8 protein-coding genes and 2 pseudogenes are annotated in these 17,284 nt (G+C 66.7%); 7 read left to right on the top strand and 3 right to left on the bottom strand.

Going from position 1 to position 17,284, the window contains the following annotated elements:
* From ACFV4K_RS27025 to lysS, 3 genes are all read left to right on the top strand, one after another.
* A partial coding sequence (locus ACFV4K_RS27025) for an SDR family NAD(P)-dependent oxidoreductase (protein WP_379278667.1) occupies nucleotides 1–722 on the top strand: 722 nt, incomplete at its 5' end.
* Between the two features lie 169 nt (nucleotides 723–891).
* Complete coding sequence (locus ACFV4K_RS27020; RefSeq protein ID WP_379278665.1) at nucleotides 892–1,656, top strand: hypothetical protein; 765 nt, start codon at nucleotides 892–894, stop codon at nucleotides 1,654–1,656.
* A gap of 272 nt (nucleotides 1,657–1,928) precedes the next feature.
* Nucleotides 1,929–3,626 (top strand): lysine--tRNA ligase, encoded by a 1,698-nt coding sequence (gene lysS / locus ACFV4K_RS27015; protein ID WP_379278663.1) that lies wholly within the window; start codon nucleotides 1,929–1,931, stop codon nucleotides 3,624–3,626.
* A gap of 152 nt (nucleotides 3,627–3,778) precedes the next feature.
* Here the strand turns inward: lysS and ACFV4K_RS27010 are convergent, their stop codons facing one another.
* Nucleotides 3,779–5,086 carry a serine hydrolase domain-containing protein gene (locus ACFV4K_RS27010; RefSeq protein WP_379278662.1) on the bottom strand — a complete coding sequence of 436 codons (1,308 nt, stop codon included), beginning with the start codon at nucleotides 5,084–5,086 and terminating at the stop codon, nucleotides 3,779–3,781.
* Between the two features lie 544 nt (nucleotides 5,087–5,630).
* Between ACFV4K_RS27010 and ACFV4K_RS27005 the strand changes: the two genes are divergently transcribed.
* The 4 genes from ACFV4K_RS27005 (at nucleotide 5,631) to ACFV4K_RS26990 (ending at nucleotide 9,469) form a co-directional block, all read left to right on the top strand.
* On the top strand, nucleotides 5,631–6,506 hold the full coding sequence (locus tag ACFV4K_RS27005) for an LLM class F420-dependent oxidoreductase (protein WP_379278660.1): 876 nt from the start codon (nucleotides 5,631–5,633) through the stop codon (nucleotides 6,504–6,506).
* A 61-nt stretch (nucleotides 6,507–6,567) separates the two neighbouring features.
* Nucleotides 6,568–7,728 (top strand): LLM class flavin-dependent oxidoreductase, encoded by a 1,161-nt coding sequence (locus tag ACFV4K_RS27000; protein WP_379278658.1) that lies wholly within the window; start codon nucleotides 6,568–6,570, stop codon nucleotides 7,726–7,728.
* A 30-nt stretch (nucleotides 7,729–7,758) separates the two neighbouring features.
* Nucleotides 7,759–8,961 (top strand): cytochrome P450, encoded by a 1,203-nt coding sequence (locus ACFV4K_RS26995; protein ID WP_379278656.1) that lies wholly within the window; start codon nucleotides 7,759–7,761, stop codon nucleotides 8,959–8,961.
* 43 nt (nucleotides 8,962–9,004) lie between these two features.
* Complete coding sequence (locus ACFV4K_RS26990; protein ID WP_379278654.1) at nucleotides 9,005–9,469, top strand: nuclear transport factor 2 family protein; 465 nt, start codon at nucleotides 9,005–9,007, stop codon at nucleotides 9,467–9,469.
* Between the two features lie 210 nt (nucleotides 9,470–9,679).
* On the opposite strand, the pseudogene ACFV4K_RS26985 reads toward ACFV4K_RS26990, so the two are convergent.
* Nucleotides 9,680–12,133, bottom strand: a pseudogene (locus ACFV4K_RS26985) (type I polyketide synthase); the annotation flags it as partial.
* Nucleotides 12,110–17,275 (bottom strand): annotated as a pseudogene (locus ACFV4K_RS26980) (beta-ketoacyl synthase N-terminal-like domain-containing protein); the annotation flags it as partial. The pseudogenes ACFV4K_RS26985 and ACFV4K_RS26980, both read right to left, overlap by 24 nt.
* Nucleotides 17,276–17,284: the final 9 nt, after the last annotated feature.

The raw sequence follows: 17,284 nt of genomic DNA, 5'->3' as shown, positions 1-17,284 counted from the left end.
GCGACATCCGGCCCGACACGCTCGCGACCGTCACCGATGAAATCCACACGCTGGGCCGTCGGTGCCTACCGGCTCAGGTCGACGTCTCCGACCGAGCCGCCGTCGACCGGATGATCGACGAGGCCGCCGACCGGTTCGGCGGCATCCACATCCTGGTCAACAATGCCGCCCTGGTGCCGACCGCACCGGCCGACGAGGCGCGCCGCAACCGCCATTACGCCCACATGACCACCCCGATCGAGCGCCAAAGCCTGGGTATCACAACCAGTCTCACCGATGAGGACTGGCTGAAATGGTGGGACGTCAACGTGCACGGCGTGTTCTGGTGCACCCGCGCCGCGCTGCGCCACATGCAGCCGCAGCGCTACGGCCGGATCATCAATATCAGCTCCATCGCCGGAATCTCGGCGGCGAGCGCGCACAGCCCCGGCTACTCTGCCGCCAAGGCCGCGGTCGCCAACCTCACCAAAACCGTTGCACTCGATGTCGCCGGAGCCGGTGTCCTGGTCAACGCGATCGCCTGCGGCGGCGTCGCCACTCCGCCGTTCCAGACCTACCTCGCCACCGCCACCGCCGAACAGAAGAACAGCCTTTACCAGCTGATCCCCCTCGGAAGACTGGGCACTCCCGAGGAATACGCCTCGCTGGCCGTCTATCTCGCGAGCGAGAACCACTATCTCACCGGGCAGGTAATCAGCCCGAACGGCGGGGCCGTGATCTGACCTTCGCGCACTGGCTGCACCAACTCGGCGGTTCCCACGCCCCACGTGGTCCCGCGTCCACCCGAGGGCGCGCACCTGAATCGGGACGCCACCGCACTGCTGACCGAACTGATCTCGACCACAACACATTCCACCACCGAAGTACACCGATAGACCGAGGAAACAACCGATGAGGAAAACCACCACCACCGTGCTCGCCGCGACCACCCTCGCGCTGACCGCCGCAACCGCCAACGCCACCCCGCAACCCGCCGACGACAACACCGAGGTCCACTACCAAGTCACCCGCCAGGGTGATGCCGCGCTGCTGAGCATCAGCAGCGGCGGCCTGAAACTCGCCGGAGACCAACTCGTCCTCACCGGCCCCGCCGACCGGCCGATCGCCGCGATCCCACTCACCTACCGCATCGACAACATCGCCTACCCGATCGACGCCCGAATCGACGGCAGCACAGCAACACTCACGCCCAACAAGACCGCCGGACAACCTGTGCCGGCCGCACAGGCCGTCGCCAGCAGCCAGACCATCACCACCGATCAGGCCGCGACCCAGGTCGCCGAATCCTTCACTCCCCGCGACGCCCAAGCCCTCGGTGTGTTCGCTCAGCGCGCAGCCATCGGAGCCGCCGTCAGCGCGGTCCTGGGCGCTGCACTCGGCGCGGGCGTCGGGTGTCTGGTCGGCGCGGCCGCCGGTGCCGTGCTCACCAGTCCCGTCATGGCACTGCTCGTCCCCTTCGTCGGCGCCACCATCGCGGGCTGTGTCCTGGGCGCCGCCACCCTCGGTGGCGTCGGAACAATGGCCGGACTCGTCATCGCCGGCGGGCCCGTCACACTCTTCTCCGCGATCCAGTACTTCTCCACGATCCTCGCACCCTGCCCGCCCGATACCGCCTACTGCAAGGATCCCGCGCAAGCGGCCGCGCCGAGCAAGTAGAGCATCCGCGGCCGAACCGCCCGCCATCGACCGTTGTCTGCGCGACGACCGATGGCAGGCGGAAGGCCGTCGAGACCGAGTGCGCACCAACCACATTCACCGTGATACTCCAGGGCTATACGTGCGCGGACTCGGAAGCAACCCGCCACGGTCCCCCATGTCACCGCAGTGCACACCAGGATCGTGACCCATTGGTTCGCCGAAGGCGGTGACTGACGCATCGGGCAGGATGCCGACGAATATCGGCTGGTCACCGCTGGTAACGTGTACCGGTGCGTTCCAGCCCCGCTACCTCAGACACTCGCGACGCCACCAGTGAGGCGTCGTGGATCGCCCGTACCGCCGATGCCGTGATCGAACACGCGAAACGGACCGGCGCGAGCAAGCTGGTGTGCGCGTCCGGAATCAGTCCCTCCGGCGACATCCACCTCGGCAACCTGCGAGAGGTGATGACCGCGCACCTGGTTGCCGAGGAGCTCCTCACCAGGGGCCTCGACGCGATTCACCACCACTCGTGGGACGACTACGACCGGTTCCGGAAGGTGCCGGCCGGAGTGCCGAAGCAATGGGCCGAGTACGTCGGTAAGCCCCTGGCCGCGGTCCCTGATCCGGCTGGAGTGTTCGAGTCGTACGCGGTACAACATATGACGCGGTTCACCGATGCACTGGAACGCCTGGGTGTCCGGATGCGGGAGGTTCGGCAGTCCGCCGCGTACCCAGCCGGGACCTACAACTCGCAGATTCGCGCAGCGCTGGATCGGCGAGCCGACATCTTCGATATTCTGGAGTCTTTCCAGACCGAAGGCCGCCATGAGACTCCTGCTGAGGAGCGGCGCGCCGCCTACTACCCGTACAAGCCGTATTGCGAAGTGTGCGGCAAAGATTCGACGGACGTGACTGGCTGGGACAGCACCACGATCACATACACCTGCCGGTGCGGGCACGGCGGCGGCCAGAGCCTCGCCGACGGTAGTCACCCTTCCGGGAAGCTGGTCTGGAAGGTGGACTGGCCGATGCGCTGGGCGTTCGAAGGTGTTCAGTTCGAGCCTGCGGGCGAGGACCACCATGCTCCGACCAGCTCGTTCGCGTCCGGTCGAGTCATCATTCGGGCGCTCTACGGCGCGGAGGCACCGTCGACGGCGGTGTACGCGTTCGTTCGGCCCGCCGGAGGCGGCGGCAAGCTGTCGAGCAGCGCGGGAGGTGCGGCTACGCCCGACACGATCCTGGAGATTCTCGAACCGCCGATGGTGCGATGGCTGTACGCGCGCCGCCTGCCTTCCAACGGATTCACCATCGACTTGTCCCCTTCAGCGATCGTCCGACTCTACGACGAGTGGGACCGCTACTGCGCAAAAGTTGCTGCGGGACAGGCATCTCCGGTGGAGGCGCATCTGCACGAGCTGTGTGTACGGACCCACACAGGTGCGGTCGAACAGTCAACTCGCCCGGTGTCGTTCCGGCAGTTGTCCGCCCTCGTCGATATCACCGCCGGGAATGCCGCTCAGATCGCACGACTGCTGCGCGAACAACTCACTGCCGAAGGCACCGATCAAGACCTGCCCGAGACTGACGATGCACTGCTGGCCGAGCTGGAGCCACGGCTGAGCAACGCGATCCGATACACCGAGTCCTTACCCGAAGCCGACCGAACCATCGTCCGCACGCAATTCAATGCCGACGTGTGGAGCGGGCTCGACGCTGCCACTCGTGCCGGCGTCGCGCTGCTGGTCGACCAGATGGGCGCGAATTGGACGCTGCCCGATCTCACCACCATGGTGTACGCGGTACCGAAGTTGATGGTTGGATTGCCTGCGGATGCCGAACCGACGCCGGAATTGAAGAAGCAGCAGCGAACTTTCTTCAAAGCGCTCTATCAGCTGCTGGTTTCTCGTGATACGGGCCCGCGCCTGCCGACTCTCCTGCTGTCGCTGGGTCCCGACCGCGCACGGACTCTGCTCACGCCAAGCTGATCGGACAAGTCCGTAGCGCGGACACACCATGGCTGCGGATCGACTGGATGAAGTGGTCGGCAGGGTGGTCTTCCGGTCAGTCGATCGGGAGCTCCGAACGACGGTCCGTGCCGAAGTCAGTCTCAACGGCACGCGCGAGCGGCTCCATGACCTCATCGTGGCGTGCGGGTGAGCGGATACGTCGCCCAACGCAACTCGACTTGCGATGAGGTTCGAGTCACGACGAGCAACTCACCCTGCAAACGTCCTGCGGCAGCACGGAAGCGCCCCGGGCCCTCGGCCATGAAATGCGTATCAGTAGCAGAGGGATCCGACGCAAGATGAGCGTGCAAGCCGTCGCGGCACCATCGGAGCACTATCTCGTCCGATTCGGACCACCAGATGCCGAGCAGATCTCGTACGTCTTTCGGACACGGCGGTGCGGGTTGCCACGCTGATGTCGGTGCCTCGGCTCGACCAGCGATCACATCGAGCGTCACTTCGGCGGCGAAGTCGCTGAGCGATATGCCGCGGGTAACGTTGGTGAGTGCAGCGACCACCGTGCGGCTGTGCCGATCAATGCTCAAGGCCGACTGAAATCCTGGCATTGCCCCGGTGTGCCCGCCGAGTAAATGATCTCCGTGCCGATCGAGGATGAGCCCCAGTCCCCATCCACGCTTCCAGGTCTGGGCGTCGACCATGATTTGCAAGGTGTGCATGGCGTCGATGACGGCAGGAGGCACGATAGTCGGCTCTCCCCCACACAATGCGTAACCCCATTTCAGCAGATCTGCTGAGGTGGACCACATTTGGCCGCCGACTCCGGCAGCCGCCTGGTCCATGACCGGCTCTCGGTGGGCGCCGTCGGTGTACGGATCGAGACGATATCCGAGGACCGCATCGGTTGAGGGCGTCCAGCTGGTGCGGGTCAGGTCGAGGGGTTCGAGGAAGGTGCGCTCGATCGCCGTCTCACACGCCTGGTCGGTGACCTGCTCGATGATCTGTCCGATGACCGCGTACCCGAGATTGGAGTAGTGCCATCGTTGTCCTGGTTCGGCGATGAGTTCGACGTGGCCGAAGGCATCGAGGAGTTCGCTTTTCGACGGCCCCTGCATGCTCTCCCACATGTCGACGGGGACTTCTCGTTGCAGTCCGCTGCTGTGTGAGAGCAGCATCCGCAGCGGCAGGTGCTCGAACGGAGTTCTGGGCAGGTACCGCCCGATCGGGGCGTCGAGATCGAGCGTGCCCCTTCGGCACAGCAATACCGTAAGGGCGGCGGTGAAGGTCTTGGTGATCGAGCCAATCCGGTAGCGGCTGTCGATGGTGGCCGGCACGAGGTTCTTCAGGTCGGCGAACCCCGCCGACGCTGCTGCGAGCAGTACTCCGTCCACCCCTGCCGCGACGGTCAGGCTGGGCAAATGGTTAGCGCTCTGCTCATGTGCGACGCGAGCTGCCAGTTTGGACTGGAAGTCGGTGTTCATAGGCCCCTTCCCGTCACTGACCAGCATCTCACACCGCCGTGACCTGGCAGATGTGCCGAGATGATCCCCGGGAAGGCGGAGAAGACGTCGGCAGGGTCGCCGGTTCCCCACTTTCCAGCTCTCGGACCCGCGGGACACGGTAGCGACCTATATTGCATCAGCAACCGGGGATGACGAGCGGGCCAGCGCTCAACTCGGGCGCACGCGCCCTGGGGGCTAGTTCAGCAGCTCACAACCCGCTGACCAGCGAAAACGGTCAGTCCTTCTTCATCTGCTGGTAGAACCCCCAAGATCCTGCGCCGACCTGGCCATCTTGGGGATTCTACCTATGCGGAACTCCGCCCCCTCTTCACACGGGGGTGGCGCGAAGGCGATGCCGCCCTTGCCGATAGGTCTCGGCCCGCCGGGATGCTCCACAACCCGTCCAGCCTCTACGATTCCGTACGCCACCGGTCTCGCTTCCGGATCCGGTGGCCGCGGCACGGCACATCCGAGGCGGTGGCGCGTCCGATCTTGCCGTACAACGCATCTCGCAGGGGGACTCATGAAATTCGGCATTCTCTTCGCAAACACGGGTCGGCTGAGTGAACCCGCCGCCGCGACCACACTCGCGAGATCGGCCGAGGACTGCGGATTCGAATCACTGTGGGCGAGCCATCACGTCGTGGTCCCCGCCGACTATGCCTCGCCATGTCCGTATACGCCGAACGGCCGGATGCCCGGCGGCGATGACGTGCCCATTCCCGATCCACTGATCTGGCTCGCCTATATTGCGGCGGCCACCGATACCATTCGACTGGCAACCGGCGCCGTTATTGTTCCGCTAATGGATCCTCTGGTATTGGCGAAGCAACTCGCCACCCTCGACCACCTCAGCGGCGGACGTGTGGAGTTCGGCGTCGGAATAGGGTGGATGAAGGAGGAATTCGATGCCCTGCGCATCCCCTTCGAGGACCGGGGCGGACGGACCGACGAGTACATTGCCGCGATTCGAGCATTGTGGACACAACCGGTCGCCAGTCACCACGGAAAATACATCAACTTCGACAACTGCATCCTGCGCCCCTCACCCGCCCGAGGATCCATCCCGATTCATATAGGTGGCAACTCCTTGGCATCCGCCCGCCGGGCCGGGAGTTACGGAGACGGATTCCTACCCATGTCCAGAGATGTGGAGGCGCTACAGCCATTGTTGGCGGAAATGCGAAAGGCCGCGGCAGCGGCGGACCGAGATCTGGATGACATCGAAGTAACCGTCACTTCCACACAAATCGGAAGGAATGCGCTCCCAGAGCTGGAGAACCTGCAGAAACTCGGCGTAAGCCGAATATTGGTTCCCGCCGGGCTATTCTGGGGCGACCCGGTGGCGGGGCTACAGAAGTACCATGCCGAGGTCATACGCCCCTTCACCGGCCGCTGAACCTAGCGGCACACTGGCCCGCACGCTAGGATTCGAGCATCACGCCAAGGGGAGGACATGTATGGCTCGGCTTCGTTTCGGATACTTCATCGCACCGTTCCATCGCGCGGGCACAAACCCGACACTCGCATTGCAAAGAGACCTCGAGTTCATCGACCATATCGATGCACTCGGCTATGACGAGGTGTGGCTGGGCGAGCATCACTCGGCCGGTACCGAGATAATCAGCTCACCAGAGATCTTCATTGCCGCCGCCGCGCAACGCGCCAAGCGGATCCGGTTCGCGACGGGTGTAATCTCACTTTCTTACCACAATCCATTGTGGGTCGCCGATCGACTACTGCTGCTCGATCATCTGACGCACGGCCGGGTGATCGGCGGCTTCGGCCCGGGTTCGCTCCCCACCGATGCGGGAATGATCGGACTGTCGCAAACCGACACCCGCCAACTGCTGGAGACGAACCTCGATATCGTGGTCCGGCTGCTTGCCGGGGAAACCGTCAGCGCCAAAACCGCCACCCATGAACTGGTCGACGCCCAATTGCAACTCGCGCCTTACACCGATGGCGGAATTCCGCTCGCGGTTGCCGCGGTCTCCTCACCGACCGGCGCACGCCTGGCCGGCAAGCACGGCATCGGACTCATCTCCATAGGCTCGACGCTGACGATCGAGAACTTCAACGCCCTCACCTATCACTGGGGTATCGCCGAAGAACGGGCCGCGGCATTCGGCAAACAGGTTGATCGCAAGAATTGGGCACTGGCCAGCCCCTTCCACATCGCCGAGACCGACGAACAGGCCCGTGAAGAGGTCAAATACGGCATCGAGTCCTGGTTCCGCTACTTCCAGAAGGTGGCCGCCTTCCCGCATCTGACCATGCCGGGGCAGGAGATCGACGAGATGATCACGATCATCAACGAGCTCGGCGCCGGCGTCATCGGCACTCCGGAACGCGCACGGGCACAGGTGCAACGACTGTGGGATCAGTCCGGCGGGTTCGGCTGCATGCTTCAGATGGGGCACGAATGGGCGAATCCGGCGGCCACCAAACGGTCCGCCGAACTGTTCGCCGCCGAGGTGATGCCGCACTTCCAGGGCCAAGCGCAGCCGACCCTGGATGCCGCCGACCGCGCGGCGCGTGTTCGCGACGATCTCGCGCAGGCGCACCAGCAGGCCATCGACCAGGCGACCCAGAAGTACCAGCACGAAGTCGGCTTGTAACCGGTTCCAGACAGGGGAGGAGGCGACAGCATGCCTGGAGCACTGGAATTCGATCCGTTCTCGGAGGACTACTTCAACGGACCGTACGAAACCTATCGTCGGCTACGCGAAGAGGCTCCGGTCTACTACAGCGAAAAGTACGACTTCTACGCGCTGAGCCGGCATGTCGACGTCGCGGCCGGGCACAAGAATTTCGACACATACTCTTCGGCGGACGGCGTCGACCTCGGGTCGGTGCAATCGGGCGAGCCCCCGATGCACAAGTCGATCATCGTCATGGATCCGCCCGAGCACCGCCATATGCGGGGCTTGGTCAACAAGGTGTTCACACCACGCGCGATCGAAGAACTACGCCCCTTGGTGACAGACCTGATCGACCGCCATCTCAAAGCCGCGAGCCCCGTGGAATTCGATGTCGTCCAAGACTTCTCGGCATTGTTTCCCATCGAGGTCATCACCACGATGCTCGGTGTTCCCGGCGAACGGCGCGAGCAGATTCGACTGTGGCTGGACGAATTCCTGCACCGCGAGCCCGGTGCGGTGAAGATTTCACACTCCGGTCTGCATGCAGCCATCCAGATGGCGGTCGTCTACTACCAGGTGGTCAAGGAGCGTAGGGCGCGGCCCCGCAACGACATGATCAGCGACTTGGTGTCGGCCAAGGTACAACGTGAGAACGGCGAGTTCACCGGTCTGGACAATACCGAGATCGCCCAATTCGCAATCGTTCTCGGCGGCGCGGGCGCGGTCACCGTCACCCGGCTGGTGGCCAGCATGGTGGTGCTGTTCGCACAGCACCCCGAGCAGTGGGCAAAATTGCAGGCCGACCGCAGCAAGATTCCCGCCGCGGTCGAAGAGGTACTCCGCTACGAATCACCCACCCAGTACAACGTGCGCCGCTCCACGCAAGACGTCACCCTGCACGGCGTCACAATTCCGGCGGGCAAACCGGTATTCCTGCTCATCGGTGCGGCCAATCGAGATCCCGACGCCTGGCCAGAGCCGGATGTCTTCGATATCGATCGAGATCGCACCCAGGCCCTGAATCTCGGATTCGGCTACGGCATCCATACCTGCCTGGGCGCTGCGCTCGCCCGCATGGAAAGCGCGATCGCGCTGCAACGATTGCTCGACCACATGCCGCGCTACGAGGTCGACTGGGCGGGCTGCCGCCGGGTGAACATGCAGAATCTCGCGGGCTGGAACAACGTCCCGGTGCGAGTACTGCCGTGAATCGATACGAATCCAGACACCAACCACATGGGGAGAAATACGAATGACGTCGCCCGATGCCGACCTCGAGAAGTTCATCCAGCGTTACCTGGAAATCGTCGGCGACCACGATTTCGAACAACTCGGTGAGCTGCTGACCGACGACTGCGAGTTCACCCTCGTCCCCATCAGTCATACCTGGCGGGGCCCGGCGGAAGTCATCGCCGCACTCACCGTTTCGGGAGATGGCAAATCGCACGACGACCAAGCGGCGGTACGCATCCTCAACTGGTTCAGAAACGACGAATACGTCGTCCTCGAGTACGAACGCACGGCGATCGTCGCCGGCGTCCGGCTGAACATCGACGGGTATTGCTGGGTAGCCCACATTCGGGACGGCCGTTTCGACTCCATCCGCGAGTACATCAATCCCAGCAATCCGGCGGCAGCCATCCTCGTCGGCCTGGTGCTGCGGGCCTACCCCCACCTCGCTCGCCGAAAAATGAAGAAGACAGGAAGCGCCGCCTGAACTGGCGGGTGCAGGCAGATCGGCCCCCTCCAGTCGCGCGCTATCGGGGATGGACTCGCAGGTGAAGATCCGCGGCCATCGAGTCGATCGGGAGAGGTCGATCAAGCCGTCCGGCGCGGCAGCTCGGTCCACGACGCGGCGGCGTAAAGCTCTCGCCCATAACGGTTCCTATCGCGACAGTTCCTCCCCGGAGTAGCGCGCAAGCTGGCCGGGCGTGGCCGTAGGCGGTGCTTGCTCCAAGATTACGTGCGCATTGGTACCACTCAGCCCGAAGGACGACACGCCGGCCCGGCGGGGACGCCCGTCGGCCGGCCACTCCCGCGCCTCGGTGAGCAGGCTCACCGCACCGGCATCCCAATCGACGTGCCGGCTCGGCCGGTCCACATGCAGCGTCGCGGGCAGAACGCCGCGCCGCAACGCCTCCACCATCTTGAGAACACCGGCCAGACCCGAAGCCGCCTGGGTATGGCCGATATTCGACTTCACCGAGCCCAGCCACAGCGGTCGGTCGGCCGGGCGATCCTGCCCGTAGGTGGCCAGCAACGCCTGCGCCTCGATGGGATCGCCCAGCGTGGTACCGGTGCCGTGTGCCTCCACCACGTCGATCTCGTTCGGGTCCAGGCCGGCATCGGCCAGGGCCGCCCGGATGACGCCCTGTTGGGCCGGGCCGTTCGGCGCGGTCAGACCATTGCTGGCCCCGTCCTGGTTGATCGCGGAACCGGCGACCACCGCCAGCACCGGATGACCCAGCCGCACGGCATCCGAAAGACGCTCCAGTACAACGACACCCACGCCCTCGGAGAAGCCTGTGCCGTCGGCGGCGTCCGCGAACGCCTTGCACCTGCCGTCTGGCGCGAGCCCACGTTTGCGCGCGAATCCGACGAACACCCCCGGCGACGCCATGATGGTGGCACCGCAGGCCAATGCCATCGAGCATTCGCCGGAACGCAGCGCTTGGGTGGCGAGATGCAGCGCGACCAGTGAGGACGAGCACGCGGTGTCCACCGTCATCGCCGGGCCCACCAAACCCAGGAAGTAGGCGACCCGGCCGGAGCTCAGGCTGAACGTGGTGCTCTCGCCCAGATACGCCTCGGCTTCCGGCGGCACATTGTTCAGCAGGCGGGCCGCGTAGTCCGCGTAGGTGATGCCGGTGTACACGCCGGTTGCGCTGCCCCGCAGGGAGGTCGGGTCGATTCCGGTGTGCTCCAGCGCTTCCCATGACACCTCGAGCAGCAATCGCTGCTGCGGGTCCATCGCCAGTGCCTCCCGCGGGCTGATGCGGAAGAAGTCGGCGTCGAATTCGGCCACGCCATCGAGGAAGCCGCCGGCCCGCGCGTAGGTCGTACCGGTGTGATCGGGGTCCGGATGATACAGATCGGCCAGATTCCAGCCGCGGTCGGAGGGGAAGCCGCTCAGCACATCCCGGCCCTGCGCCACCACCTCCCACAGCGCGTCGGCGGAGTCCGCCCCGCCGGGATACCTGCAGCCGCTGCCGACGATGACCACCGGATCATCACCGCTCGGCCGCACCACCGCTCCCCCGGACGGCGGCGCGGGCGGTGTGCTCTCGGCTGTCAGATGGCGGGCCAGGGTCGCCGGTGTCGGGTAGTCGAATACCGCGGTCACGGGCAGCCGCACACCGGTCGCCCGTTGCAGCCGATTGCGGAACTCCACCGCGCTGAGCGAATCGAACCCGAGCTCGGTGAACGAGCGATCGACCGAAACCGATTGCCGACCAATGGAACCGAGTACCGCGCTGACATGTTCGACGATTGCCGCCAGCATCTGCTGCTCGCGTTCGGCGGCGGTACGGGCGACCGGCGGCATCCCGGCGGACGCTCGCGTGGCGCGGGCGGCTTGCCGGGCGGGTACCAGGGCGCGCACCAGTGCGGGGATATCGTCCAGGGCCGCGAGGGCGGCGGTGTCGATCCGCGCGGGTACCACGGCCGCGCGGGTGCTCGTCAACGCCGTATCGAACAGGCGCAGTCCCTCCGCTGCGGATAGCGCGACCAGGCCACCCCGGCTCAGCCGCGCCTTGTCCTGCGCATCGAGATGTCCGGTCATCGCGCTGGACCGGGCCCACCGCCCCCATGCCATGGAGACCGCCGGCAGACCATGGTGCCTGCGGTGCTGCGCCAGCGTGTCCAGGAAGACGTTGGCGGCGGCGTAGTTCGCCTGACCATGTGCGCCGACCACGCCCGCCACCGAGGAAAACAATACGAACGCGGCCAGATCGGCGTCGCGGGTGAGCTCGTGTAGATGCCACGCGGCGTCCAACTTCGGTCGCAGCACCGCGTCGAGCCGCTGCTGAGTCATCGACTCGAACAGCGCATCGTCGAGAATTCCGGCGGCATGGATGACGGCCGTCAACGGGTGCCGCGGCGAGATGCCCGACAGGACGGCTGCCAGGGCGTCGCGGTCCGCCGCATCGCACGCGGTCACGGTGACCGCGGCACCGAGGGCTTCCAGCTCACCGATGACCTCGTCCGCGGATCCCCGGCGGCTGAGCAGCAGCAGATGCCTGACACCGAATTCGGTAACCAGGTGCCGGGCCAGCAGGCCACCGAGCATTCCGGTGCCACCGGTGATCAGCACGGTTCCGGCCGGATCGAGCGGCCTGGGTACCGACAGCACGAGTTTGCCGAGGTGCCGCGCCTGCGCCATGAACCGATACGCCGCGGGTGCCTCACGCAGATCCCACGCGCGAATCGGCAGCGGGCGCAGTGCGTCCGCATCGAGGAGCGCGACGATCTCGGACAGCATCCGCTGCAGCTGGTCCGGCCCGGCCTCCACCAGATCGAATGCGAGATAGCGGACTCCGGCGTATTCGGCCGCCACCCGCTCGGGGTCGCGGAGGTCGGCCTTGCCCATTTCGATGAAGGCACCGCCCGGCGCGACCAGTCGCAGTGAGGCGTCGAGCAACTCGCCGGTGAGCGAATTGAGTACGACATCCACGCCGGCCGCGCCGAACCGCGCCCGGCACCGGTCCTCGAAGTCGAGCGTGCGGGACGAGCCGAGGTGGTCGTCGGCGAAACCCATATCCCGCAATGTGTCCCACTTGCCCGGGCCGGCCGTAGCGAACACCTCCAACCCGAAATGCCGCGCCAGCGCCACCGCCGCCATACCGACGCCGCCGGTCGCGGCGTGCACCAGAATCCGCATGCCCGCACGGACTTCGGCGAGTTCGGTCAATGCGTAGTACGCGGTCAGGTATGCCACTGGAATCGCGGCGGCCTGCGCGAAAGTCAGCCCGGCGGGAATCGGCGCCAGCGTGCGGCGATCGGTCACCACCACCGGACCCGCACCGGTGAACAGACCGAACACTCGGTCTCCCGGAACCAGGTCCTCCACCTCCGCGCCGACATCGAGCACCACGCCCGACCCCTCGGCGCCTACGCCGGCCGTCCGATCGGGGTAGGTGCCGAGCGCGATCAGCACATCACGGAAGTTGATACCGGTGGCGCGCACACCGACGCGCACCTCCCGCGGCCCGATCGGCCGATCCGCCTCGGGCCACGGCCGCAACACGAAGTCGTCAACATCCAAGGTGCCCGCGCCGAGCGTGGCCAGGCCCCAGCCTCCGCCGGGTGCGGGCACGGCGAGTGCGGGCTGTCCGTCGTCCCTGACCAGGCGGGGTACCAGCGCGGCACCGTCGCGCCAGGCCAATTGCGGTTCGCCGGTCCGAACCGCGACGGCGGCCACCGCGGCGACCTGCGTCCAGTGCTCGACGTCGACCAGCACGATCCGATCCGGGTGCTCCGACTGCGCCGACCGCAGCAGACCCCAGACCGGCGCATGCCACAGCTCGCCGACATCCTCGCCATGGACCGACACCGCCCGGCAGGTGACCACCAGCAGCGGCTGATCGGATCCGGTTGCCAGCCAGCGCTGTACCCGTTCCAGTGCCCAGGCGACCGCGGCGCGAGCCGACCCCGCCAGCTCGGCACCGTGTGGCGCTGCGGCCGATCGCACCATCAAGACCGGCTGCCCCGCCGCTCCGGCACGATCCTGGTCGTCGATCGCGACCCACGGGACGGGCTTCGCGGCCGGCAACGGTAGCGGCACCCATGCCACCGCGAATTGTGACCGGGGCACCGATCCGGTCGAAATGAATTGCGACAGTGGGATATCCCGCACTGTCAGCGATTCGATCGAGGCCACCAGCGCGCCCCCGGGATCGGCCATTCGGATCCGCACCTGACGGTCGCCGACTCTGGTCAGCTGGACCCGAAGGGCGGTCGCGCCGATCGCGTGTATCGACACCCCGGACCAGGTGAACGGCAGCGCCACCAGGCCGTCGGCGGGTTCGAATCCGGCCAGCGCGATGACCTGTAGTGCGGCGTCGAAAAGGGCGGGGTGCAGACCGTAGCGTCCGGCATCCTCCGGCTCCGGCAGCGTCACCTCGGCGAAAACCTCGTCCGCGCCACGCCGCCACGCCGCGTGCAGGCCCTGGAACGCGGGGCCGTACTCGTAACCCCGCGCGGCGAAGTCCGCGTACAAGTGGTCGACATCGATCTCGACCGCGTCAGCCGGCGGCCACGACACCGATTCGGGCATCGGCGGCGCCGGTGTGCGCGGCGACAACTCGCCCGAGACATGGCGGAGCCAGTTCTGCTCGCCGTCCTCGGTCGCCGCAGCATCGCGCGAGTACACCGACACCGTGCGGATGCCGCCCTGTTGCGGGCCACCGACGACCACCCGCAGCTGCGTCGCCCCGGTGTCGGGCACCACCATTGGGGTCTGGAGCACGAGTTCGGCCACGACCGGGCAGCCCACCTGTTCGCCCGCTCGCACGGTCAGTTCGACCAGGGCCGCACCGGGCAGCAGCACCGAGTCCCCGACTACGTGGTCGCGCAGCCACCCGGCCGATGTCGGGCGTAACCGGCCCGTCACCACTACACCGCCGGAATCCGGTTGTGCCACGGCCACGTCCAGGATGGGGTGGTCGATCGTGGACAGTCCCAGCTTGCTCCCGCCCACCCCCCTCGGCTCGGTCCAGTACGACTGCGGGTCCCAGGCGTAGGTGGGCAGATCCACGCGACCGGTCGCGGGCATCAACCGGGTCCAGTCCAGTCCGAGTCCACCGGTATGCAGGTACGCGATCGCGCGATCGCGAGCGCGCGGGCCGTTCTCGTCGCGACGCAGAGTGCCGACCGCGACGACCGGGTGGCCGCAATCCGCAGCGGTGGTTTCGATGGCGGTGGTCAGGCTCGGATGGGGACTCGGCTCGACGAAGAACCGGTAGCCCTCGGCCAGCATCCGCTCGATGGTGTCGGCGAAACGGACCGGCTCGCGCAGATTGCGGTACCAGTAGTCCGCCGGGAGCGGTTCGGCGGGCAGCGGCTCGCCCGAGACAGTGGAATACCAGGTGATCGCGGCCGGACCGGATTCGATCCCGGCCAGCTCGGCCGCCAACAGCTCCCGCAGCGGATCGACTTGCGGGCTGTGCGACGCGTAGTTCACGGCCAGCAGACGGCCGAAGACCCGCTCCTCCTCCAGTTCCGCCATCAGTGCCGTCACGGCCGCGCGGTCGCCGGTCAATACGGTGGACGCGCGACTGTTCACCGCGGCCACCGACACTCCGGCGCCCAGCCTCGGTTCCAGCGCGGCAACAGGCAAACCGACCACCGCCATCGCACCGCCGCCGATGGTCGCGAGCGCCCGGCTGCGCCGGGTAACCACGGCGGCCGCCGCTTCCAGCCCGAGCGCGCCGCTGACATACGCCGCGGCGATCTCGCCTTGACTGTGGCCTATGACGGCATCCGGTACCACCCCGGCCGCCTGCCACATGGCAGCCAGCGACACCATCACCGCGAACAGCATCGGCTGGACGATATCGTCGTCGCGCAGTGCGGGCGCGTCCACGTCGCCGCGTAGCACAGCCACGGCGGACCAGCCGGTCTGCGGGCGCAGTGCGGCGTCGCAGCGCATGAATTCGGTTCGGAACACCGGGGATTCGGACCACAGGTCGCGGCCCATCCGTAGCCACTGCGACCCCTGCCCCGGGAAGACGAACGCCACCTTGCCCGAGATCATCGCCTCGGCCGGACCCGCTACGTCCGGTGTCCGTTCACCATGAGCGGCCGCCCGCAGACCGTCGAGCAACTCTTCGCGGTCGGCCGCCACGACCACCGTTCGGCGCTCGAAGTGTGTGCGGTGCAAAGCGAGTGACCGTGCCAGTGGCGGTAGTGCGAGGTCCGGATTCGATTCCAGCAGACCGATCAGGCGCTCGAACTGACCTCGGAGTGCGGCGTCGCCCCGGGCCGAGACGGGAAACAGGGTCGCGGTGCCCGCGAACTCCGGCTCGGCGACCGGAGCCGGCGCCTCCTCGAGAACAACGTGCGCGTTGGTGCCGCTGATCCCGAACGCGCTCACCCCGGCCCGTCGTGGCCGCGCACCGCGCGACCACCACGCCAGGCGGTTCTGCACCACTACACCGCCTGCCTCCCAGTCGACGTGCGCCATCGGCCGATCGGCGTGCAATGACGCCGGAATGATCTCGTGCCGCAGGGCGAGAACGGTTTTGATCACGCCGACGATCCCGGCCGCGGCCTGCGCGTGCCCGAGATTGGACTTCACCGAACCCACGCCCACCGCACGCCCCGGTTCACGGCCGGGCCCGAAAACCCGCGCCAATGCCCGCATCTCGATCGGATCGCCGAGTTTCGTGCCGGTGCCGTGCGCCTCCACGTAGTCGATGTCGGCCGGATTCACCCCCGCTGCTGCCAGCGCTGCCCGGATAACGCGTTCCTGCGCAAGACCGTTCGGCGCGGTCAAGCCCTGACTGCGGCCGTCGGAGTTGACGGCCGAACCCCGCAGCACCGCCAGCACCGGATCACCGTCCCGCACCGCGTCGGCCAGCCGCTTGAGCAGCACCACGCCACAGCCTTCGGCCCACACCATGCCATCGGCGTCGGCGGAGAACGGCCGGCACACCCCGGACGGCGACATCACGCGCAGCCGACTGAATTCCACATGCGTTTCCGGACCGACCAGCACCGTGGCCCCGCCCGCGAGAGCCTGATCGCACTCGCCCGCTCGCAGGGCCTGCGCCGCCAGATGCAAGGCCACCAGCGACGACGAACACGCCGTATCGACCGCTACCGCCGGACCGTGCAGGCCGAGCTGATAGGCGATCCGGCCCGCCGCCACACTGGTCGCCGAACCGGTTCCCACATAGCCGTCGAGCTGGGCCAGCTCCGCGCCGGCCAGATAGGTGCTGCCGTACAAGCCCAGATATACGCCGGTCGACGTGCCGTTCAGGGTGCGCGGATCACGTCCGGCCCGTTCGATCGCCTCCCAGCTGGTCTGCAACAGGAGCCGCTGCTGCGGATCCATCGACGCCGCCTCCCGCGGCGTGATGCCGAAGAAGGCGGCGTCGAATTCGTCGATCCGGTCGAGGAATCCGCCGCGCAGCGTGTACGCCGTCCCGGCCATCTCGGGGTCCGGATGGTACAGCCCGTCGAGCTGCCATCGCCCCGCGGGTACCTCGCCGATCACATCCCGTTCGCCGGAAAGTAACCGCCACAACGCATCCGGATCGTCCGCGCCGCCGGGCAGTCGGCATGCCATCCCCACGATCGCCACCGCGTCGTCGCCGGTCATGGATGGTGCGACGATCGCCGGCGAACTCGTCTCGCCGAGCGCCGCGCCGATGGCCGTGATCGTCGGGTGTTCGAAGACCAGACTCGGATCGATATCCCGGCCGATCGCTTCGGCCAATCGTGCGGTCAGTTCCACCAAACCGCTGGAGCCGAGCCCGAATTCGGCCAGCGGACGGTCGACCGGTATCCGTTCCGGTCGCAGGCCGGTGGC

The organism is Nocardia sp. NPDC059764 (genome assembly GCF_042732555.1).
In the GTDB taxonomy this organism is placed as follows: Bacteria; Actinomycetota; Actinomycetes; order Mycobacteriales; family Mycobacteriaceae; genus Nocardia.
This window is presented reverse-complemented; position numbering and strand designations above follow the sequence as displayed.